The sequence below is a fragment of the Massilia sp. Root351 genome, assembly GCF_001425045.1.
Lineage (GTDB): Bacteria > Pseudomonadota > Gammaproteobacteria > Burkholderiales > Burkholderiaceae_D > Rugamonas.
In genome coordinates this window covers 54,004-75,795 of the sequence record NZ_LMDJ01000009.1, presented here as the reverse complement: position 1 = coordinate 75,795, position 21,792 = coordinate 54,004, and the positions used below count along the sequence as shown (strand labels likewise).

Sequence of the window (21,792 nt, the reverse complement as noted above, 5' to 3'; positions counted from 1 at the left end):
GGAGATGCGCTGGGTTACACGCCGCCAGGCTATGCTGGCCATGATGATGCTGTGCGCGCAAGCCACCGCTTCGGAGCCGGCCGCCCCGCTGCAAATCGTTACCGGCGACTTGCCGCCTTACGCCATCGAAGGCCAGCCGCAGCGCCCGGGCTTGCACGTGGAAGTGGTCGAGCAGGTATTGCGGCGCGCCGGCAGCCCGGTCAAGGTCGGCTTCTATCCCTGGGCGCGCGCCATCGCGCTCACCACGCACACGCCGCACACCGCCATCTTGCCGCTGACCCGCACGCCCGAGCGCGAGCCCAATTTCACCTGGCTGATGAAGCTCGACACCCAGCACTTCGTTTTCATCAACCGCCACGGCGAGACGCCGGTGACGTCGCTCGAGCAGGCGCGCAAGCTGCGCATCGTGGTGCTGCGCGGCTCGCCCAACCTGGCCCAGCTGCTGAACCGCGAATTCTCTGAAGGTCAAATCGTGCAGGCCACCAAAGTGGAGGACATGCTGCGCCTGCTGGAACGCGGCGTGGTCGATGCGCTCTACGGCGGCAACGTCATCAACATGGAGAAGATCCGCGCCACCGGCCGCAATCCGGCCAGCTTCCAGGTCGGCATGCTGGTGGAATCGGCCGACATGTGGCTGGCCGGCGGCCCGGGCTTCGGCGACAGCGAGCAGGCCGCGTGGCGCCAGGCGTACGACACCATGGCCAAGGACGGCTCGCTGGCCCGCATCTACCGCAACTACGGGCTGGCGCCGCCACAGCCCGGCCCGTGACAACTCGGCACTTAGCTGGCCGGCCGGCTCAACGGCCGGCTTAGTAGCCCACTTGCTTCAGGTACTCGGCGCGCGCAGCCAGTGCGGTGTCGGCAAAGTCGGCGAACACGCCGTCCACGCCCAGCGCGTAGAACTGCTTCAATTCGGCCTTGGGATCGCCCTTGTAGTCGGCGGCCAGGCGGCGTGCTTCGTTGCGGAAGGTGTAGGGATGGACGAACAGGCCGGCCTTGTGCGCGTCCGCCACCAGGGTGCTGGCCGGCTGCGAGGTGGTGTCCGCTTCGTTGACCTTGCCGTCGCCGTTCACATCCGCGACCTTGCCGTCCGCGCCCACGGTGCCTTTCACGCTGACGATGTAGCGCTTCCACGGGCCGATGCCGTCGGCGTAGGTCTTGATCTCGGCCAGGCCGGCCGGCGTCACCATGGCGCTGAACAGGCGCTTGTCGCCCGCCTGGGCCCAGTCGTACGGGCGGTCGTATGGCGCGGCAAAGGTCAGCGCACCGGTTTTCAGGTCCACATCGTCGGCATCGATCAGCTGCACCATCTTCACGGTGGAACCCTTGCCGCGCATGTATTTCAGGCTGCCTGGCTCAAAGCTCTGCAGGAACACCGGCGCGCTCCTGTCGTTCCAGCCGGCGGCGGCCAGCAGCGCCAGCAGCCTGTCTTCCAGCGGCACGCCTTGCTGGCGGTGGAAGGTGGGGTTCTTGGTTTCCGCGTACAGCGCGATATTGCGGCCGCTCTTCTTGATCATGTCCACCACTTCCTGGATGGTCGCAATCTTGAACTTGCCGTTGAATTCCTGCGGCCGCTCGGCATCGGTCGAGATGCCGCCCAGGGTCTTGATCTCGGCCAGCGTGAAGTCGCTGGCGAACCAGCCTTCCTGCAGTTCGCCGTCCACGCTCAGCTTGCGCTTGCGGGAAGCGAATTCGGGATGCTGCGCCACGTCGGTGCTGAAGGCCAGGTTGGGGTCGTGGCGCGCGATCAGCACGCCGTCCTTGGTGGAAATGACGTCCGGCTCGATGGCGTCCGCGCCCTGCTCGATAGCCCGCGCGTACGCCTCCACGGTTTCCTCGGGCAGCGTGCCGCCTGCGCCGCGATGCGCCACCACCAGCGCCGGCTTGCCGTCCAGCGTGGGCAAGGAAAACCCGTCGCCGCTGCCGCAAGCGCTCAGCGCGCCGGCGGCGCAAACAACCATCAAGCCCTGTACATACTTCATATTCCGCCCCTTGAGAAATTAACAATGGGCGGATTCTAGGGACGTAAAATGACAGGCGCATGAATCGTGCGCAAACATGCTCAATCGTGCGCCACGCAGTGCGCAGCGGCGTGCGCGACGAAGCACGCGGCGGCGCCGCCTTGCGCTTAGCGTACCGTTGCCGACACCACCCGCGACTGGCTCATGCTGCCGTCCGCCATGCGCTGCGCGGGCACTTTCATCAGCACCTCGCCGCCGGCATCGCCGTCCGGTTTCATGTCCAGCGTAATCTTCAGCGAGCGGTCCTGTGCCACGAAGGAGCTGGGCGAAGCGGCCACCAGCTTGCGCGGGCCCTGCTCGTCAATTTCGGCGTACAGCGCGGGACCGGAGCCATACTGGCGCAAGTGCAGCACCTGGCCATTGGACAGCGAGTAGCTGCCACGGAACGCGCCGTTCTGGTCGCGGTCCATGTGCAGCGGCATCGCCGGCAGCTCGATCTTGAGCGCGCGCCCCGGCACCTGCACCGACTCTTCGGCCTGATTGGTTTGCGCAACAGCAGCCAGCGACGCCACGCCCAGCATCACTGCCAGAGTAATTTTTTTCATGATCTGCCCCATCCATAGTATTTGTTCGATTCGGAAAACTGCCAGGGCCAGCCATCAGTCATATGTGTGGCCGGTTGATAGCACTGTAGGCAATCGGCGCTGCCGGCACAACGCGGAGTGGGATGGACGGTGGTTTCGCGGGGATGAACTGCACGAATCCGGGCCTGGTTTGCGGCGCAGGCCTTTGGCGAGAACAATCACAAAGATGATCCGCCCTGCAGGCACAGGCATGGCCGCTACCGCTATCATCTCTCGATACTGACTGCTGGGGACTTGATGAACAGCTTTGCCCGCCACGCCTTGGCCGCCGCCCTGCTGGCGCAGGCCGCCGCCACCGCCGCCGGCGCCGCGCCCTCCGCCACCGCCGGGCTGCGGCCCAACCTGGAAGGACAGGTCCAGCAAGCCTTGCGCTACCGGCCGGACGGGCAGGACTTCGTCATCGACAATGGCGCCGAGTTTTTCAACCGCCCGCTCTACGGCGGCAACACCGCCTTCCGCGCCGACGGCGGCGACAAGCCCGAATTCCTGCTCTACCTGCCCGGCCGGGGCGGCAACCTGCGCCTGGCCGTGCGTACGCCGGCGGGCGCGGTCTGGCTGCACCAGGCGGCTTCCATTACCACGCGCTACCGGCCGGGTGAACTGCGCTATGAAATCCGCGATCCGGTGTTCGGCGCAAACGCTGTGCTGAGCGTGGTGGTGCTGGCGTACGCGCGCACGGAAGGCCTCATCGTCCGAACCGAGGCGCAGGGAATGCCAGCCGGCGCCGAACTGGCGTGGGCGTATGGCGGCGTGAATGGCGCGCGCGGCGTGCGCGATGGCGACATAGGCACCGAAAAGGTAGCCATCAGCGAGTACTTCCAGTTCAAGCCCGCCTACGCCAGCGGTAACCGAATCAAGCTGGAAACGGAAGGCTTTACGGTGGACGGCCGCGTGGCCGCCATTGCCGGCGTGGCGCCGCAAGGCAGCACGCTGCGCATTGCCGACGGCGCCAACTGGAATGCCCTGCCCGCACTGCTCGGCGGTGCCGGCGACGAAGCGCCCCCAGCGGCAACGTCCCCCATCGTGGTCGGCCGCGTGGCGCTGCAGAACGGCGCCCCGCTGCTGCTGTCGCTGCAGCGCCTTCCGGGCGGCGCCCCGGCGCAAGATCTGGACCAATACAAGGCCGTCACCGCCGGCAAGCCGGCAGCGCGCGTCCGCAAGGCTGTTCCGCTGGCACCCATGTATACCAGGGAGCAGTTGCCCGCACTGTTTGACGACACGCGGCAACACTTCGACGCGGTGCGCCGCGCCGTCAGCATCGACACCCCGGATCCCTACCTGAACGCGGCCATGGGCGCGCTCGGCGTGGCCGCCGATGCATTGTGGGACGAGGCCGACCAGGCCATCATGCACGGCGCCATCGCCTGGCGCACCAGGCTGCTGGGCTGGCGTGGCCCGTATGCGCTGGACGCGCTGGGCTGGCACGCCCGGGCACGCCAGAACCTGGACGCGTGGACCCCGCGCCAGAACACCCAGCCCATTCCCGCCGCGCTGCCGCCCGCCGACAGCGCCACTCACCTGGCGCGCAATGAAGCCGGACTGCACTCCAATGGCGACCTGTCCAACTCGCACTACGACATGAACATGGTCTTCATGGACGCGCTGTTCCGGCATCTGCTGTGGACCGGCGACCTGGAATATGCACGCAGCGCCTGGCCGGTGATCGAGCGTCACCTGGCATGGGAACGGCGCCTGTTCCGGCGCGAGTTCGGCCCCGGCAAGCTGCCGCTGTATGAAGCCTACGCCAACATCTGGGCCAGCGACGACTTGTATTACAACGGCGGCGGCGCCAGCCACGCGTCGGCCTACAACGTCTACGCCAACCGCAGCGCGGCGCGCATCGCCCGCCTGCTCGGCAAGGACGCCCAACCCTACAAGCGCGAGGCGGAGCTGATCGCGCAAGCCATGCGTACTTATTTATGGATGCCCGAGCCGGGTGCATTCGCCGAGTACAAAGACCTGCTGGGCGGGCAGCTGCTCCACCCCAGCTACGGCCTGTGGACCTTCTATCACACCATCGACTCCGGCGTGCCCACGCCGCAGGAGGCGTGGCGCATGGCGTCCGCACTGAAGCGGCACCTGAAGCCCATTCCCGTCAGCGGCCCCGGCGTGCCGGCCGACGCGGCCTACCACGTGCTGCCCACCACCAACTGGATGCCCTACTCTTGGTCCATCAACAACGTGGTCATGGGTGAAAACCTGCACACTGCCCTGGCGCTGTGGCAGGCCGGCCGCGCCGAGGATGCCTTCGTGCTGGCGAAGGGCGCGCTGCTGGCCAGCATGTACATGGGCATCTCGCCCGGCAACGTGGGCAGCATGAACTACCTGGACGCCTACCGCCGCGAATCCCAGCGCGACTTCGCCGACGGCGCGGGCGTGATGTCGCGCGCCATCGTGGAAGGGCTGTTCGGCGTGGCGCCGGACGCGCTGGCGGGAACCTTGACCGTGCGCCCCGGCTTCCCTGCGGCCTGGCAGCGCGCACGCCTGGCGCATCCGGACCTGGGACTGGACTTTGCGCGCAGCGGCAGGACGGAGCGCTGGAGCATATCCCAGCCTGCGCAGCCTGCATCGGCGCACTCCTCGCAGCGCGTGTTGCGCTTCAGGCAGCTTACGCTGCGCATACCGAAAGCCTACCGGCGCGTGCAGCGCATCACCGTCAACGGCGCACCCGCCAATTGGCAAGCGGACCGCGCCGCCGTCGGCCAGCCAGCGCTGCTGATCCAGGCGGCGATGACGCGCGACACCGCCATCGTGATCGAATGGGCCGGGGAGCCTGTCGCGGCCGAAACGGCTGCCGCCAGTCTCCCGGCACCGGCCGCTCCTGCAGCCGCTGCAGCGTCCGCGCAACCGCTTGCAAGCGACTGGAGCATCGACAAGACCGGCGCGACGCTCGAGGCCATCCCGCTCGCGCCCTACTTCAACGAGCGGGTAACGGACATCTTCAGGCCCGGCAAATACCAGTCGCCGCGCTCGCCCTTTGTCTCGTTGTCGCTGCCCGCGCAAGGCATAGGCGCTTGGGCCGGGCACGTCAACGCGACGGCGGAAATCGACGACAGCGGACTGCGCGCCACGGCGGCGGCCAACGGCGGCAAGCTGTCCATGCCCAACGGCGTCACCTTCGCCACGCCGGGAACGGCGGACGCGCGCAACATCGTCTTCACCTCGCAATGGGACAACTACCCCAAGGCGGTCGAGATCCCGCTCGAGGGCAAGGCACGCCAGGCTTGGCTGCTGATGGCAGGCTCCACCAACTTCATGCAAAGCCGCATCGACAACGGCGAAGTGGTGGTGCGCTACGCGGACGGCGGCACGGCGCGCCTGGCGCTGCACAACCCGGTCAACTGGTGGCCCATCGAGCAGGACTATTTCATCGACGACTACCAGTTCAGCCGCCCGCAGCCCGTGCCGCCGCGCGTGGACCTGAAGACCGGAACGGTGCGCCTTCAAAGCAGCGGCCAGGCTGTGCCGGGCGGCGCAGCCACCGCGCTGGCGATCGCCCTCGACCCGAACCGGACCTTGCGCAGCCTGACCGTGCGCACGCTCAGCAACGACAGCGTGGTCGGCCTGATGAGCGTGACGCTGGAACGTCCCTGATCAGCGGAAGCGCTTCGGATTGCGCTTGCGGTTGACGGCGTTCTGCTCCTGCAGGATCGAGTCCACGCGCTCTGAGGCGTGGCGCGACAATTCCTGCGCCAGTTCGATATCGGGGAAGAATTCCGGCCGCCGGTAGCCCAGCCAGGCATAGGCGGAATACAGGCGGCAGGTGTCCTCCACCTCCTGCAGCGACAGGTAGGACAGCGCATAGTCGTCCGCCTTCAGGCGCGTGGCCTTGCCGCGCGAGAGCGACATGGCCCAGTGCTCCCAGGCCCGCTGCAGGGTCATCACCTTGCTCGACACCGGCACCAGCGACAGCGTGAACTTGTCCGCCACCGACAGCGGCAGGCTGTCCAGCCACTCGGCGCGGATGGTCTGGTCTTCCGTGATACGGGGATAGAAAAAACCGTCCGGCACGTCGATGTTGTGCACGAAGCGCTTGAGCAGCTTGGACAGCGAGGTCTCGCTGGTGACCGAGGCAATGCGGTGCAGATGCTCCAGCGTCGGCGCCACCGAGAAGCCGCTGGTGTTGAGCGGCGCCAGCTTCTCCTTCAGCAGCGCGCGCATCACCTGGTGCGTGTCGTCGTCGAAGCCGGCCACCAGGCCTTCCTCGTGGAGGCCGAAGCGACCCGCGCGGCCGGCGATCTGGCGCGCCAGCGCGGCCGAGATTTCCTCTTCCTCGTAGCCGTTGTACTTCACGCTGGTGGTCATGACGATGCGCGAGATCGGCATGTTCAGGCCCATCGCAATCGCGTCCGTGCCCACCACCACGTCGGCCTGGCCTTCGCGGAAGCGCTGCGCCTGCGCACGCCGTACCTCAGGCGACAGGTTGCCGTACACGGTGGCCACCGACAAGCCGGCTTCGGTCACCATGTCGCGCCACATCAGCACTTCGCGGCGCGAGAACGCGATCACCGCGTCGCCCTTGCGCAGGTTGCGCACCTTGCGCACCGAGGTATGCTCCATCGACAGCGGCGCCTTGCGCTTCAGCACGTGCACCTCCAGCGGACACTCCAGCCGCTCGGCCAGCGCCTCGATGGCGCGCCGCGCTTCGGGCGCGCCCACCAGGTAGACGGTGCGCGCCGGCGCGCCGCACACGGCGGCCGTCCAGGCGGCGCCGCGGTCGCGGTCCGCCAGCATCTGGATCTCGTCGATCACCGCAACATCGACCGGGGTGCGGGTGTCGAGCATCTCCACCGTGCTCGCCACGTGCGTGGCGCCTTCCGCCAGCCGGCGCTCCTCGCCCGTCACCAGGCTTACCGCCAGCGGCTTGCCGTGCTGTTTGAATGCCTGCAGGCGCTCGTAGTTCTCCAGCGCCAGCAGCCGCAGCGGCGCCAGGTAGATGCCGCTTGGCGCCTTGGCCAGCGCCTCAATCGCGCGGTGGGTCTTGCCGGAATTGGTGGGACCCAGCAGTGCGATGAAGCGGCGCGGCAGGCGGCTCGCCACCTCGAACGAATCCGGATACTCGGCCAGGTTGATGCTCTGCTTGGTGCGCTCGGCGTAGCGCTCCTCGGTCTGGCGCTCGATGGCGTGGTCCAGGCGCTGGCGGATACGGTCGAACACCTCGCCCGCCAGCGAGGAGGTCTGCATGTCGGCCAAAGTATGCAGGAAGCTCATCGCGTCCAGGTCGTAGTCCTCGGCGGCGGCCGCCATCTCGTGCACGAAGCCGGTCACGTGCCGGTGCAGTTCCTCGATTGCCTTGTCGCCGCTGCGTTCGCGCAGCAGCGCGCTGCGCGCCTCGGGGTCCATCTTGCGCCACTTGGAAGGCTTGGCCAGCACGCCCTGAGCGGGCACCAGCTGGTATGGCACGGTCAAGCCTTCGGCCTGCACCTGGCCGGCAATGCGCAGGAAAACGCGCCCCTCCATCTTCACCAGGCTCACGCCCTTTCCGGGCAAACCCAGTTGCTGGCACAGGAGGTCGTCGTCGCCAAGGTCTTGTTCTTCGGTGATGCTGGTCATATCGTGTCGCAGGGTTGAGTTGAAGGCGAGTATAGCAAGGCTGTACAATCGCGCCATGCCGCAGACCATTACCAGCGCAGTCCATCACGAACTGATCATCAAGAAAAGCCGCTTCATCGCCTGCGTGCAGCCGATGGCGGACCGTGCGTCGGCGCAAAAGGTGGTGGCGGAATTATGGGCGCAGCATCCGGGCGCAGCGCACGTTTGCTGGTCGCTGCTGGCGGGCGGCCAGTCCGCTGCAGTCGACGACGGTGAGCCCAGCGGCACCGCCGGCCGGCCCATGCTGGACGTGCTGCGCCACCAGGACCTGGAAGGCGTGCTGGCCACGGTGGTGCGCTACTTCGGCGGCGTGAAGCTGGGCGCGGGCGGCCTGGTGCGCGCCTACACCGACAGCGTGGCACAGGCGCTGCTGGGCGCCGAGAAGATCGCCATCGTCAAGCTGCGCGCGCTGCGCTGCGAGGTGCCGTACGCGCTGGAAGGACTGATGCGGCGCGAGATCGAGCTGGCCGAGGCGCGCCTGGACCAGGTGCGGCACGCCGACCTGGTGCGCTTCGACTTCAGCCTGCAGGACAGCGCCGCCGTGGCGCTGATGGCGCGCCTAGGCGAGACCGGCGGCGGCCGCATCGCCTGGCTGGAGGTGCCGGAACAAATCGAGGAATGAGTGCGGAACGAAATTCGCGAACGAAATTCGCGCTTGCCGAAACCCGCAGGCCGCCCTATAATGCTGCCTCTTTCGGGTCGTTAGCTCAGCTGGTAGAGCAGCGGACTTTTAATCCGTTGGTCGCAGGTTCGAATCCCGCACGGCCTACCACGAATACGCAGGAACAGATAAGGGTTAGCAAGCTTCGGCTTCCTAACCCTTCTTTGCGTCCACGCCCCTTGGCTATGCGCCCACTTCCAAAGTGATGCGGACCGGCAGCTCATCCGCCACCGACGGCACATACTTGCCAACGCCGAAGTCCGAGCGCCTCAGGGTGGCCTCGGCATCGAAGCCCGCCCTGCTCTTCTTCGTCGCCGGATCGGTACTGATCTTGTTGATTTTCGCGTTCAACACGATAGGCCTGGTCACGCCATGCAGGAACAGCATGCCATTTATTTTCAGCGTATCCATCGGTCCTTTTTCAATGCCCGTGCTGGTGAATGTAATGTCGGGGTATTGGGCGGCGTCGAGAAACTCGTCTGTTTTCAAATGCTCGTCCAATGCGGCCACCCCGGTCCGCAAGCCATCCAGCGCCAGCTTTACGGTCACGGAGGATTTTGTCAGGTCTTGTTCGTCCAGCAGCAGTTTGCCTTCGATCTTTTCAAAACGCGCCACCGGATTGGAATAGCCAAAGTGATTCCACTGGAATACCACCGCGCTGTGGCGGGAGACGATGGCCATGTCTTGCGCAGCGAAAGCAGGCAGGCCGGACAGCAGCAGGGATAATAAGAGATGTTTCATTTGACGCTCCCGATGAGTCGGACGCATAAGGCGCGGGCGCCGTGCGGCATGAATTTGAACGTCTGGTTCTTGCTGCCGTTAACCAGCTGGACGCCCCAGGCCAGTAGCGGCGAAGGTTCGGCCCCGTCCTTTTTCAGGTCGCTGCCGCTCCAGTGCCAGCTGCCGCTCAGCCTGAACAACGGCGGAACTTTGCACCGCGCGTTGCCGCACGCGGCACTGTCGCCGTCCGTCCGCGCCTTGTCCACGATAGCGGCCAGTTCGTCCACTTTGGGCAGGCGCCAGCCGGCGCCCAGTTCCGCGCAATGCGCCTTTGCCTCGTCCCAGTTCAACTCTTGCCCATTGTCGCTTTGCGTCCAGCCAAGCCGGGCGCCTTCCTGCACCAGCACGGCGTTGCCGGCATCGGTCCAGCCGGCCGCGCCTGCCGCCTGGCTGCCGTTCGCCGCGCATGTGAAAACCAGGCCCAAACTGCAGATCCAGTACGGGAATTTATAGACAAGCATACTCAGCCTCCATTGGTAAATGAGCCTGCACTATGCGGATGCGGGCCGGGAAAGTCCTGAATTTGGTCTGAATTTCGGCTGAATTCGCCTGAACATTGCCTGAAACCTTGGCCGGAGCACCGCCTTGGCCGGGCTATAATTGCGCACTATCAAAATTACAAGAAAAGCACGGTGACCCATGGAGAACTTGACGACGACGAAGCTGCGCGTTGGCGCCTGGTGCGTCGACACAGCGCTGGGCGAAATGACGCGCGCCGGCGAAACCGTGCGGCTGGAGCCGCGCACGCTGCGCCTGCTGCTCTGCCTGACCGCGCGCGCGGGAGAGATCGTCAGCGCCGAAGAACTGCTGGGCCACGTCTGGCAGGGCGTGGTGGTCACGCCGGATTCGGTGTACCAGGCGATCGCGTCGCTGCGCCGCCTGCTCGGCGACGATCCCAGGCAGGCCAGTTACATCGCCACCGTGCCGCGCCAAGGGTATCGGATGGTGGCGCCCGTCGGGCCATGGGACGAGCCGGCCATCCCGGCCATGCCGGCGGCCGTCGCTGTCCCGCCTCCCGTCGCGCCAAACCGGCGCCGCGCCCTGTTGCTGGCCGCGGGCGTGGCGGCGAGCGCCGGCATGGCATTCTGGATGTCCGGCACGCAAGCGACCAAGCAGCCTGCGGCTGCCAGCGCCTTCCCGCTGCCGCAATATCGGAATTCCATCGCGGTGCTGCCGTTTGCGGATTTAACGGAAGGCATGGGACACGAGATATTTGCCGACGGCATGACCGAAGAGCTTATAAACCGGTTCAGTAAAATCCCGGGCGTCAAAGTGCCGGCGCCAACTTCCTCGTTTTATTACAAGGGCAAGCAAAAAGCACTGGCCGAGATAGGGAAAGAATTGGGCGTCAACTATATATTGGACGGCAGCGTGCGCAAATCCGGCAATATGCTGCGGGTTGCGGCGCGGTTAATGAAAGCCGACAACGGCTTCATTATCTGGTCGGACACCTACGACAGGCCGGTCGATGATTTGCTGATGGTGCAGGACGATATTGCCGGCGCAGTGGCGAAGGCGCTGAAAGCGGCGATAGAAAAAGGAACGGCGCCCGAAGCGGCGCCGTCCTCCTGATGCAAGCCTTGCCGGCTTAGCGCGAAATGGAATTGCTGCTCATGGCGTTCAGGCTGGCGTCATAGGTGTAACCGGCGGCGGTTATGCCGTTGAGCGTGAACTTGAAGGTACCGGTCTTCTTGCTGGACACCGAGTTGATGGTCGCCACGCCGCTGGCGTTGGTCACAGCCGATGCCGCGCCGCTGACGATGCCGCTCCAGCTGCCCGATACGGTGGCATTCGGGATCAGATTGCCGCTCGCATCCTTGACGGTGACTTTGGCCTGCGCGTAGGCCTGCTGGCGGTTCGGCGCCACCAGCGCCATCGTGATACCGCCGGCGTAGACCTTCGGCTGCGCCGTGGTGGCGGTGATCACCACCGCGCTGGTGCCGCTGAAACCGGCGCTGTTGGTGACTTTCAGGGAGGCGGTGTAGCTGCCGCCGGCGGTGTACACGTGACTGGCGGCGACGCCGGCGGCCAGCGGGGTGCCGTCGCCGAAGTTCCATTCATAGCTGACGATGCTGCTGCCCGAACCGGTGGACGAGGCCCCGGAGAAGGACACGTTCAGCGGCGCCGGGCCGTTGGTGGCGCTGGCGCCGATGACGGCCACCGGAGCGCCTGCTGCCGCCAGCGGCGCCGACATGGCCACCGCGTAGCGGCCCACGCTGCCGTAGGCGCTGTAGCCGGTGCCCAGCGCATCGCCCAGGCCCATGCCCTCCACGCTCACATAATACGTACCGGCGGCCGGCAGGTTGAACGACAGCGAGGCGGTCAGCGCGTCGGCCGGATTGGCCTCGGCCAGCAGGTTGCCTGACGCGTCGCGCAGCTGGACCAGGATGTCCAGGTTGGGACCGCGCTCGAACGGCTTGGCGTTGATGGTGACCACGCCGGCGCCCGCGTTAAAGCGGAACACGTCGACGTCGGACGGCGTTTCCATCACGCCCATGATGTCGTAGGTGTTCATGCCGCTGACGGCGGTGGGCGACAAGGTGGCGGCGGTGGCGATGCCGTTGCCGAAATCGTCGGCGGCAAACATCACGCCGTTGTTCTGCATCACCAGGTAGTCGTCTTCGCTGTTATTGGCGTTCAGGTACTCGCCCTTGCTGAACTGGACCAGTTCCTTGTTGTAGCCCACGCCCATGATGGGCGCCCAGCCGGTGGCGCCGCTGCCATGGCCAGAGTAGTAGCCGACCGAGCTGGTGCCGTCGTGCGACAGGCCCAGGTTGTGGCCCACTTCATGCGAAGTGGCTTCGGCGATGCTTTTCTCGCCGTTGCCCAGCTTGTCCTGGAAGATGAAGGCCGGCTTGTTCGCTTCGCTGGTGGCGTCGAACACGCCCACGTAGGCAAAACCGCCGCAGCCGCAGTCGCCCTTGACGGTGCCGGCGGTGAAGTTCTTGGTGATCAGCGCGCGCGTGCCATAAGTGTCGTCCGACAGGGAAGTACGCGACATCTGGTCGGCCGGCGGCTCCTCGGTGGTGACGTCGACGTCGAAGGCCGCGTAATCCTCGGCCACGCGGCGCCAGATATTCTGGATCATGGCCAGTTCGGTGCTGCTGAAGGTGCCGGGCAGTCCATCCAGGTCGAAGGCGGGACTGACGATGGTGCTCAGGCCGTAGCTGGTGTTCCACGCGGTGCCGGTGGTGGTGTGGCCGTTGAAGTCGAGGTAGATCTTGCGCTTGGAGCTTTTGCGGGAGTGCAGCAGGAAGGTCTGGTCGGCCGGATAGATGGCGCCGCTTTGCGCCACGTCGGACGGCGATGCGGTCAGGCCCAGCTCGACGAAGTACATGCGCCCGGCCTTGTCGAGCCAGGCGGAACGGTCGTTGCGGAATTGCGCCCGCAGCGCGTCGGCCGACTTGCCGTAGTGCGCGGCCACGCCCGGCAGACTGGCGCCCAGGTGGCTGATGGCCCGCTCGCCGTTGCTGTGGTCAGGCAAATTCAGCTGCGGCATCGCCGGCTTGGCCGGCTGCGCCTGGCTGGAGCGCTTGGCGGCGGTTTGCGCCAGCGCGCTTTCCGGCAGCGCCATCGTCCCTAACGCCAGTGCCGCCAGCGCAGCGGCGGCAATCTTCTTGGAAATTCGGTTCGGCATGTGGGCTCCCTTGGCGGTCTATGCTGTTGGTTAAGGCTTACAGCCAATAACATACCAAGAAAAAGTATCCCCACGGCAATAAAACATCAGGAAAGCGCGGATTTTGTATGTGAGTGTGCACTCCTGCAAAAGGCGTCAATGTTAAGCAATATGGTCATCCTATTGCAGTGGAAACATGCTTGTTGCCGGAGTGCTATCGATGGCCAAGCAAGCACCGTGGCCGGCGCCGCGCCAGCAGCACTGCGCCACCCGCCAGCAACATGGCGTAGGCGGCCGGCTCCGGTACGGCGCTCAGGTAGAGCACCACCTGCGTATCCTGGTCAAAGGACAAGCCCTGCCAGTTGACATAGGCGGCGTTGCCGCTGACGGTGACATTGGCCGGCGTGAAGCCGGCCAGGTTGGTCTGCCGCCCCAGCGCGGCGAAGGGCTGCCAGCTGTGGTCCAGATTGGTCAGCACGAAGCCGTTGAAGGCGCCGCCCAGCCAGTAGGCCTCGGTGTTGAAATTGCTGGCGATTACCTGGGTATCGGTCACGGTCAGGTCGAACACCCCGGCGACATTGTGGAACAGCGCGCCGTCGCCGTCGACCAGCTGGGCGGCAAAACTGCGCGTGGGCGTCTGCAGGTCGGGATAGAAATACTGCAGCGACACGCGGTCGCCCAGGGTGCCGGCGAGTGCGCCGGGAGCAGCGCCGGCGCCGCCGGCCAGCAAGAGTACACACAGCACGCGTTTCAATGAAGTCCACATGGCCAGCCTCCGCAGGTTAGGGTGAACGCCATGGTAAGCGGACTGCAGCGGGCCCGGCGCCAGCTTGCCTAACAGCCACGGCTCTGCTACCGTTGCGGCGCTGCACAAAATTGACCTTACCCTCCGGATTTCCATGCCGTACATGACCGCACTGTCGGGCGAACAGATCGCGTCCGTCCTCAAAGCCCTGCCCGACCCGGCCTTTCTCCTCACCCGCAGCGGCCGCTATGCGGCCGCCTTCGGCGGCGCCGACGTGCGCTATTACAATGAGATCGGCTTCCTGGCGGGAAAAACCATGGCCGAGCTGCTGGTGCCGTCCAAGGCCGAGTGGTTCCTGGCCGAGATCCACAAAGCGCTGGCCACGCGCAGCCTGCACGTGGTGGAGTACGGCCTGGTCAGCGAAGACATTCTCGACATGGCCGGCAAGCCGCCGCTCAAGGCCAGCTGGTTCGAAGGCCGGGTGCAGGCGCTGGAGTTCCAGGTCGACGGCGAAGACGCGGTGCTGTGGGTGGCCAGCAATATCACGGCGCGCCACCAGCTCGAAGCGCAGCTGCGCCTGCACAGCGAAAGCGACGAGCTGTCCGGCCTGAACAACCGGCGCAAGCTGATGGGCGCGCTGGCCGAACATTATCAAGTGTTCCTGCGCTACCGCACGCCGACCGCCCTGCTGATCTTCGATATCGACCATTTTAAGAACATCAACGACCAGTTCGGCCACCTGTTCGGCGACAGGGCCATCCGCGCCGCCGCCGACGTCTGCCGCGACGAGCTGCGCAGCACCGACTTTCCCGCCCGCCTGGGCGGCGACGAGTTCGTGGTGCTGATGCCGCACACCGGCCGCGCGCAGGCCGCTCCCATCGCAGAACGCCTGCGCCTGCGCGTGGCGGAAGCCCTGCTGCGCCTGGGCGCGGTGGGCGGCGGCGGCACCATCAGCGGCGGCCTGAGCGAATTTGCAGCCGGCGACACCCACGCCGAGGACGTGCTCAAACGTGCGGACGACGCACTGTACCGGGCCAAGCGCGGCGGCCGCAACCGGATAGTAAGCGTATAGTGGCTGCATATAAATAAGACTGCAAGACAGGAGCTCGCCATGAAATGGGAAGGTAACCGCGAAAGCGACAACGTAGAGGACCACCGCGGCTCGGGCGGCGGCGGCGGCGGCTTCGGCCTGGGCGGGCGCTCGATCGGCATCGGCACCGTGGTGCTGGCGCTGATCGGTTCCTGGGTGTTCGGGGTCAATCCGCTGACCATGCTGAACCTGCTCAGCGGTGGCGGCGGCGCGCCGGTCCAGGTGCAGCAGCAAGGCACGGAACCGGCGGCGCCGCCGTCCGACCGGCAGGGTAAATTCGTTTCCGTGGTGCTGGCCGACACCGAGGACGTGTGGACCGAACTGTTCCGCGCCAAGGGCGGCACCTACGTCAAGCCCAAGCTCAGGCTATTTACCGGCAGCACCGAAACCGCCTGCGGCACCGGGCAGTCCGCCGTCGGCCCCTTCTACTGCCCCGGCGACCAGAAAATCTACATCGACCTCAGCTTCTACCAGCTGATGCAGGAACGCTTCAAGGTCAACGGCGAGTTCGCGCAGGCCTACGTGATCGCGCACGAAGTGGGCCACCACGTGCAACACCTGAGCGGGATCTCGGACAAGGTGGACCAGCAGCGCCGCCGGGCGTCCGAACGCCAGGGCAACGCCTTGTCGGTGCGGCTGGAATTGCAGGCCGACTGCTTCGCCGGCGTGTGGGCCTACCACGCCAACCGCGCGCGCAGCATCCTGGAACAGGGCGATGTGGAAACGGCGCTCAACGCCGCCACCGCCATCGGCGACGACGCGCTGCAACGCCAGTCCCAGGGCCACGTGGTGCCGGATTCGTTTACGCACGGCAGCTCGGAGCAGCGCGTGCGCTGGTTCAAGCGCGGCATCGAAAGCGGCGACACCGCGCGCTGCAACACCTTCGACGCACAGCAGCAGCTGTAAGCGCCCAAGCCCGGCCAGCTACCGGAAAGCGACCCGCAGCAGCTGCTCCGGAGCGCCGCCGGCCACGCTGCTGCCGGGTACCACCATCAGCAGTTCGCCGCCAACGTCGCCGCGCCGGTCAATATCGATGCGCACCTTCAGCTTCTGGTCCAGCGCCACGAAGGTGTTGGGCGACACCGCCACAATCTGGTGCAGCCCCATCTCGCCCACTTCGGCGTACATGCGCGTGCCGACCCGCTTGAGCACCAGCACCTGCCCGTTCGACAGCTCATAGCCGCCCTTGAAGGCGCCGAAATCCGCCTCATCCATGTAGTGCCGGCGCGTCGGCGCGTCTATCCTCAGCTGAGGGGCCGGAATGGTTACCGTTTCCTCCTGCTGTGCGGTCTGAGCACTTGCGGGCAGCCACCCCGCACCCATGGACACCGCTCCCAATAATGCAGCCAGTATTAGTTTTTTCATGATAAGTACCATCCCTGTTTTGCTGGACCACCATCCGGACTAAATCCCCGCCTGCCTTGTGCAGCAGGTCCGGTTCATTGTAGGCAGGCGCGCTGCCGCTGGCGTCATCCAACTGGATGAGGCGGCAGCAAGGTGGCAGTGGAACCATGGATCAGGGCGATCAGTTCGCCTTGCCGGCGCGTCGAGGTCTTGCCGTACACGCGGTGCAGGTGGGTCTTGACAGTGTTGACGGTGACGCCGGTGGCCGTCGCGATGTCTTCCAGCGAGGCCCCCGCCGCCAGCGCCCGGCTCACCGCAGCCTCCGCCGGCGTGAGCTCGAACAGCTGCTGCAGCACCTCGGCAGACGCGGTCACGGTTTCCGGGTCGCGCGCCATGACGATGGCGCAGGGCCTGCCGCCACCCGTGCGGCCGCCGGCCAGCATGAAGGGCGCCACCGACAAGGTCAGCGGCAAATGGCCGCCGCGCGGCAGGCAGAGCGACTGCGGCGCCTGCGCCGGCCCGCCCAGCGCGCCGGGTTCCAGGCAGCGCACCGCGCGCCGCACCATGTGGGCCAGCGTTTGCGCGCCGCGCGAGGCAGTCTGCGCCAGGCGCGCGCCGCGCAACTGCAGCGGCGATTCGGCGCCAAACACCCTGCCGGCCGCGCCGTTCGCGTACAGCACCGTGAGCCCGGCGTCGAGCAGCACCACCGCCGTGGCCAGCGCGTCCAGCGCGGCCACGCTGCAATGCTCCGCCAGGTCGTTATGGGCCAGGCGGCTGCGCATTTGCAGCGCGCGTTCCAGATGGGGGAGGAAAGTGCTCAGCCAGCCCTCATCGGCACCGGCCAGTGCGGTGCCGGCGCCGGCCGGCTGCAACAGCGCCGCCGCGTTGTGGGCGCCGAAGGCGACAGCAAGATCGGCACACAGGCCGGGCCAATGGTCTTCATGCAGGGCGGCATCGTACAGGCGCCCGATCAAATCGTATTGCAACGCCAGATCTCTCGCCTGCATAACGCCTCCGCCACCGCTGCCGCACGCCGCTGTCCGCCACCGCTGTCCAATACAACTATCAGCTTAGGACGCAGCACCGGGAATTGCCACTTATTCGGTAACATTTGGTATTTTTATCTATGATGTCCGGCGCGCATTGCCACGGCCAAACGTATAAGTGCGCCCTGGTGCATACTACGCATTTCCGCTCCACTATCCACGCCGCCATGCCTGCCGCCGCTACCGATACCGCCAACGCCGCCGTTGCCGATCCCGCGCTCGCCTTTTCGCGGCTGCGCCCGCGCCTGTTCTCCATCGCCTACCGCATGCTGGGCGTGCGCGCCGACGCCGAGGACGTGGTACAGGATGCCTGGCTGCGCTGGGACGGCAGCGCGCGCGACGCCCTGCAGTCGCCGGAAGCGTGGCTAGTCACCATCGTCACCCGCCTGTCGATCGACCGCCTGCGCGCCGCCAAGGCCGAGCGCGAATCCTATGCCGGCTGGTGGCTGCCGGAACCGCTGGTCGAAGTGGATGAGCGCACGCCGGAAACCCAGGCTGAGATGGCCGGAGAGCTGGGCGTGGCCTTCCTGTGGGTGCTGGAGCGCCTCTCGCCGGACGAGCGCGCCGCCTTCCTGCTGCGCCAGGTGTTCGACTACGACTACCGCGAAGTGGCCGAACTGCTGGGCAAGAGCGAAGCGACCTGCCGCCAGATGGTGCACCGCGCGCAGGAGCGGGTGCAGCAGGACCGCAAGCGCTTCGGCGTCGACCAGGAAGCGCACCGCAGCCTGCTGGCCAAATTCCTCGACGCCGCGCGCAGCGGCCAGGCTGCGGCCATCCAGGCGCTGCTGGCGGCCAACGTGGAACTGGTGAGCGACGGCGGCGGCAAAGTGCCGTCCTTCCCGCGCATCATCCACGGCACCGGCGCCGTAACGCGGCTGTTCTGCCGCACGCTGGACAAGCATCCGGGCCAGGTGGCGTACCGCATGGCCATGCTGAACGGCGAGCCGGGCATGCTGCGCTATATCGGCGGCAAGCTGGAATCGGCGCTGGCCTTCCTGGTGGTGGACGGCAGCATCGCCGGCATCTACGTGGTGCGCAATCCGGACAAGCTGGGCGGCGTGCCGCCATCCATCTGAACCGCCAGGCCCGGGCCGGCAGCGGCATGCAGCGGCGCGGCGCGGTTCCGCGCTAGGCGGCTTCGGCGCGGTTGCGGCCGTTCGCCTTGGCGCGGTACAGCGCCTGGTCGGCCGCGTGCAACAGGGCCGCGGCACCGTCGGCCGCAGCGCCTGCCGCGCCCAGCGTCGCACCCAACCCTGTTCCACCGCCTGCCGGGCTGCCTTGCGCCGGCACCGCCGCCGCCACGCCCACGCTGACCGTCACGCGCCCGAACGGCGACAGCGCGTGCGCCAGCGCCAGCGCCTCCACCGCCAGCCGCAGGCTGTCCGCCATGCGCAACGCTTCCTCGACGCTGGCGGCCGGCGCGATGAAGGCGAATTCCTCGCCGCCGTAGCGCGCCACGACGTCGCCGGCGCGGTGCAGGCCGCCCGCCAGCGCCTGCGCCACGCGCCGCAGGCAATCGTCGCCGGCGGCGTGGCCGTAGTGGTCGTTATAGGGTTTGAAATGATCCACGTCGAACATGGCCACGGCCAGCGCCTCGCCGCGCCGCGCCGCGCGCCGCCATTCGCGCTCCAGGGCGCCGTCGAAGCCGCGCCGGTTGGCGATGCCGGTCAGCGCGTCGGTGGCCGACAGCGCGGCCAGCTTCTGGTTCGATTCCTGCAGCGCGCGGGTGCGCTCGGCCACCATGGCCTCGAGCCCCGCCGCGCGCGCGGTCAGGCGGCGCACGCGCCAGCGGTACAGCACCGCCAGCAGCGCCAGCACGGCGGCCGCCAGCGCGGCGCGGAACCACCAGGTTTGCCACAGCGGCGGCGTGATGGTAATCGGCAGCACCACTTCGCTCTTGCTCTCCAGGCCTTTGTTGTTGCTGCCCATTATGCGCAAGCGGTAGCTGCCCGGGTTCAGATTGGTATAGGTCGCGACAGGCCGGCTGGCGTCGGCCTCCACCCAGTATTGATCGAAGCCTTCCAGCTTGTAGCGGTAGCCGTTGCGGCGCGGTTCGGCGTAGTGCAGGGCTGCGAACTCGAGGGTCAGCACGTCGGCGTGCCACGGCAGGGTGAGCGACTGCGGCGCCGTCACGCTGCCTTCCAGCACCACGCCGGCCGGCATGGCGCCCGGCCGCAGCGGACGGTTGAGCAGGCTGATGCCGGTGATGGCCAGCTGCGGCGGCCGCGACACGCTGCTGTGGATGGCCGGGTTGACGCTGGTGATGCCGCTGGTGCTGCCGAAGTACAGGCGGCCGTCGCTGCCGCGCGCGGACGCGTCCAGGTAGAAGCCTTCGGTCAGGCCGTCCTCCACCGAGTAGTGGGTCACGCTTTCGCTGACCGGCTCCAGCTTGGACAGGCCGGCCACCGTGCTGACCCACAGCATGCCGGAGCGGTCGGACTGGATCGCCTCCACCATCTGCTTGCCCAGGCTGCCCTTGGCGCTGAAGCGGCGCACTTCCATCTTGCCGTCGCGGAAGCGGATGCGGTTCAGGCCGCGCGCCGTGCCCACCCAGATATTGCCTGCGGCGTCCTCGTGCAGGCAGGTGATGCGGTCGCTGCTCAGGGTGGCAGCGTTGGCCGGGTCGCTGCGCACGCGGCTGAACTTGCCCGTTTCAGGGTCGCGCACATCGAGGCCGCCGCGGAAGAACTCGCCGGTCCACACCCTGCCCGCGCTGTCCTCCATCAGCGTGGTCACGCCGTCCACGCTGCGGCTGCCGGAATCGCGCGGGTCGTGCGCGTGCACCGTGTGCGCGCCGCTGGCGGTGTCGTAGCGCACCAGGCCGGCGCTCGTGCCCAGCCACAGCACGCCGCCGCGCCCGGGCGCGATGCGGTTGATGAAGTCGATGCCGCCGCTGCCGAAATGGATCGCCTGGAACGGCCCGTCCGGCCGCTCCAGCCGGTTCAGGCCGCGCGAGGTGCCGGCCCACAGCGGCCCGCCCGGCTGCTGGTACAGGCTGTAGACCACGTTGTTGCTCAGGGTGCCCGGCTGTTTCGGGTCGGCCGCGTAGTGCCGCAGCAGCTTGCGCGCGGCCGGGTCGAACAGCACCAGGCCGTCGTCCACGCCCAGCCACAGCTTGCCGTCCGGGGCCGCGCCCAGGCTGCGCACGAAATTGCTGGCCTTGAACACGTCCGGCGCCACGTCGCGCGGCACGATGCGCTCGAAGCCGTGGTAGCCCAGGTTGGCGCGGCTCACACCGTCCGTGAAGCTGCCCACCCACAGCGCGCCGGTGCGGTCGTGCATGGTGAGGTTGATGGCGTTGGTGGACAGGCTGTGGCTGTCCTCTGCGCGGCGCTGGTAGACCTGGAAGGTGTCCGTTGCGCGGTCCCAGCGCCACACGCCGGCGGTGCGGGTGCTGATCCACAGGTCGCCGCCCAGGTCCTCGTCCAGGTGGGTGACGCGGCCGGTCTGCTGCGGCAAGCGGCGCCGCGTCTCCCAGGGCGTGCCGGCCTTCCACAGCACCAGGCCGTCGTCCGTGCCTATCCACAGTTTGCCGGCGCTGTCGGCATGCAGCGCGCGCACGTCGTTGCCCTTGACGCTAGGCGCGGCCGGGTCGTCCACGCGGTAGTGCACGAAACTGCTGCTGCCGGGGGCCAGGTAATCCAGGCCCCCGGGCCAGGTGCCGGCCCAGATTCCACCCTGCGCGTCCATGGCCAGCGCGTTGATGTCGTTGTGGGCCAGGCTGTCCGGCCGCGCCGGGTCGTGCTGGTGGACCAGGAAGCGGCCGGTCTTCGGATTGAAGTGCTGCAGGCCGCCCCAGGTCGCCAGCCACATGCCGCCGGCCCCGTCGGAGATGATGCGGCGCACGATGCGGTAATTCTTCGGCCCCGAGTCCGGCACGTAGCGCACAAAGCCGTCGCTGGCCGGATCGTAGCGCACCAGGCCCTCGTCGGTGCCGGCCCAGATGCGGCCCTGCTCATCGCTGTAGAGCGCCGCGATGCGCCCGCCGGGCAGGCTGTGCGGATCGAGCGGGTCGTTCTGGTAGCGCACCGCCTGCCGGCCGTCGTAGCGGAACAGGCCGCCCTCTATCGTGCCTATCCAGATGAAACCCTGCCGGTCCTGCAGCATGGCGATGATCGATTGCGCGTCCGACCCCAGCGTGTCGACGCGCTTGAACGCCAGTGCCTGCGGCGCAGCTGCTGCGGGCGGCGCGGCTGCGGCAAGCTGGGCGGCCAGCAGGACGGCAAGGATGAGGGGGGCAAGTTTCATGGTCGGGGCCAGTATACGCATATCGCTTTCAGTGAAGCAACACTACGCCGCCGATTTGTCGTTAT

The 21,792-nt window shown here is 67.1% G+C and carries 17 protein-coding genes and 1 tRNA gene; 8 read left to right on the top strand and 10 right to left on the bottom strand.

The window, feature by feature from the left end; all coding sequences use genetic code 11:
• Positions 1-4: 4 nt before the first annotated feature.
• Positions 5-769 (top strand): ABC transporter substrate-binding protein, encoded by a 765-nt coding sequence (locus ASD15_RS12460; RefSeq protein WP_082551798.1) that lies wholly within the window; start codon positions 5-7, stop codon positions 767-769.
• A 40-nt stretch (positions 770-809) separates the two neighbouring features.
• Here ASD15_RS12460 and ASD15_RS12455 read toward each other — a convergent pair whose 3' ends face one another.
• Entirely contained in the window at positions 810-1,982 is a 1,173-nt protein-coding gene (locus ASD15_RS12455) for a glycerophosphodiester phosphodiesterase family protein (RefSeq protein WP_057155308.1), read from the bottom strand.
• A gap of 146 nt (positions 1,983-2,128) precedes the next feature.
• Positions 2,129-2,566 (bottom strand): hypothetical protein, encoded by a 438-nt coding sequence (locus tag ASD15_RS12450; RefSeq protein ID WP_157200920.1) that lies wholly within the window; start codon positions 2,564-2,566, stop codon positions 2,129-2,131.
• A gap of 276 nt (positions 2,567-2,842) precedes the next feature.
• Here ASD15_RS12450 and ASD15_RS12445 point away from each other — a divergent pair, with 276 nt between their 5' ends.
• Positions 2,843-6,199 (top strand): DUF4450 domain-containing protein, encoded by a 3,357-nt coding sequence (locus ASD15_RS12445; protein ID WP_057155306.1) that lies wholly within the window; start codon positions 2,843-2,845, stop codon positions 6,197-6,199.
• Here the strand turns inward: ASD15_RS12445 and ASD15_RS12440 are convergent, their stop codons facing one another.
• Entirely contained in the window at positions 6,200-8,158 is a 1,959-nt protein-coding gene (locus ASD15_RS12440) for a helicase-related protein (RefSeq protein ID WP_057155305.1), read from the bottom strand.
• 55 nt (positions 8,159-8,213) lie between these two features.
• Between ASD15_RS12440 and ASD15_RS12435 the strand changes: the two genes are divergently transcribed.
• On the top strand, positions 8,214-8,819 hold the full coding sequence (locus tag ASD15_RS12435) for a YigZ family protein (RefSeq protein ID WP_057155304.1): 606 nt from the start codon (positions 8,214-8,216) through the stop codon (positions 8,817-8,819).
• A gap of 74 nt (positions 8,820-8,893) precedes the next feature.
• Positions 8,894-8,969, top strand: a tRNA-Lys gene (locus ASD15_RS12430).
• Between the two features lie 72 nt (positions 8,970-9,041).
• Here ASD15_RS12430 and ASD15_RS12425 read toward each other — a convergent pair.
• Both ASD15_RS12425 and ASD15_RS12420 read right to left on the bottom strand, forming a co-directional pair.
• Positions 9,042-9,599 (bottom strand): YceI family protein, encoded by a 558-nt coding sequence (locus ASD15_RS12425; protein ID WP_082551797.1) that lies wholly within the window; start codon positions 9,597-9,599, stop codon positions 9,042-9,044.
• A complete protein-coding gene (locus tag ASD15_RS12420) occupies positions 9,596-10,099 on the bottom strand; it encodes a DUF1566 domain-containing protein (RefSeq protein WP_057155301.1) in 504 nt (167 codons plus the stop codon). Before ASD15_RS12420 ends, ASD15_RS12425 begins: the two co-directional genes overlap by 4 nt.
• A 187-nt stretch (positions 10,100-10,286) precedes the next feature.
• Between ASD15_RS12420 and ASD15_RS12415 the strand changes: the two genes are divergently transcribed.
• On the top strand, positions 10,287-11,210 hold the full coding sequence (locus ASD15_RS12415) for a winged helix-turn-helix domain-containing protein (RefSeq protein ID WP_373888174.1): 924 nt from the start codon (positions 10,287-10,289) through the stop codon (positions 11,208-11,210).
• 16 nt (positions 11,211-11,226) lie between these two features.
• On the opposite strand, the gene ASD15_RS12410 is transcribed toward ASD15_RS12415, so the two are convergent.
• Both ASD15_RS12410 and ASD15_RS12405 read right to left on the bottom strand, forming a co-directional pair.
• Entirely contained in the window at positions 11,227-13,275 is a 2,049-nt protein-coding gene (locus tag ASD15_RS12410) for a PKD domain-containing protein (protein ID WP_082551796.1), read from the bottom strand.
• Between the two features lie 193 nt (positions 13,276-13,468).
• Positions 13,469-14,020 carry a PEP-CTERM sorting domain-containing protein gene (locus tag ASD15_RS12405; RefSeq protein ID WP_162249895.1) on the bottom strand — a complete coding sequence of 184 codons (552 nt, stop codon included), beginning with the start codon at positions 14,018-14,020 and terminating at the stop codon, positions 13,469-13,471.
• A 133-nt stretch (positions 14,021-14,153) separates the two neighbouring features.
• Between ASD15_RS12405 and ASD15_RS12400 the strand changes: the two genes are divergently transcribed.
• Together ASD15_RS12400 and ASD15_RS12395 are read left to right on the top strand one after the other, a co-directional pair.
• The gene (locus ASD15_RS12400; protein ID WP_057155293.1) at positions 14,154-15,071 is read left to right on the top strand and encodes a GGDEF domain-containing protein; all 918 of its coding nucleotides are present in this window, start codon (positions 14,154-14,156) and stop codon (positions 15,069-15,071) included.
• A gap of 39 nt (positions 15,072-15,110) precedes the next feature.
• Positions 15,111-15,995 (top strand): neutral zinc metallopeptidase, encoded by an 885-nt coding sequence (locus ASD15_RS12395; protein WP_057155291.1) that lies wholly within the window; start codon positions 15,111-15,113, stop codon positions 15,993-15,995.
• Positions 15,996-16,013: 18 nt separating this feature from the next.
• Here the strand turns inward: ASD15_RS12395 and ASD15_RS12390 are convergent, their stop codons facing one another.
• Positions 16,014-16,454 (bottom strand): hypothetical protein, encoded by a 441-nt coding sequence (locus ASD15_RS12390; protein WP_157200919.1) that lies wholly within the window; start codon positions 16,452-16,454, stop codon positions 16,014-16,016.
• Positions 16,455-16,558: 104 nt separating this feature from the next.
• A complete protein-coding gene (locus ASD15_RS12385; RefSeq protein WP_082551794.1) occupies positions 16,559-17,440 on the bottom strand; it encodes a helix-turn-helix transcriptional regulator in 882 nt (293 codons plus the stop codon).
• A gap of 206 nt (positions 17,441-17,646) precedes the next feature.
• Here ASD15_RS12385 and ASD15_RS12380 point away from each other — a divergent pair, with 206 nt between their 5' ends.
• Positions 17,647-18,555: an RNA polymerase sigma-70 factor gene (locus tag ASD15_RS12380; protein WP_057155327.1), complete on the top strand. Its 909-nt coding sequence runs from the start codon at positions 17,647-17,649 to the stop codon at positions 18,553-18,555.
• A 52-nt stretch (positions 18,556-18,607) separates the two neighbouring features.
• On the opposite strand, the gene ASD15_RS12375 is transcribed toward ASD15_RS12380, so the two are convergent.
• Positions 18,608-21,727 (bottom strand): ligand-binding sensor domain-containing diguanylate cyclase, encoded by a 3,120-nt coding sequence (locus tag ASD15_RS12375; RefSeq protein WP_082551801.1) that lies wholly within the window; start codon positions 21,725-21,727, stop codon positions 18,608-18,610.
• Positions 21,728-21,792 lie beyond the last annotated feature (65 nt).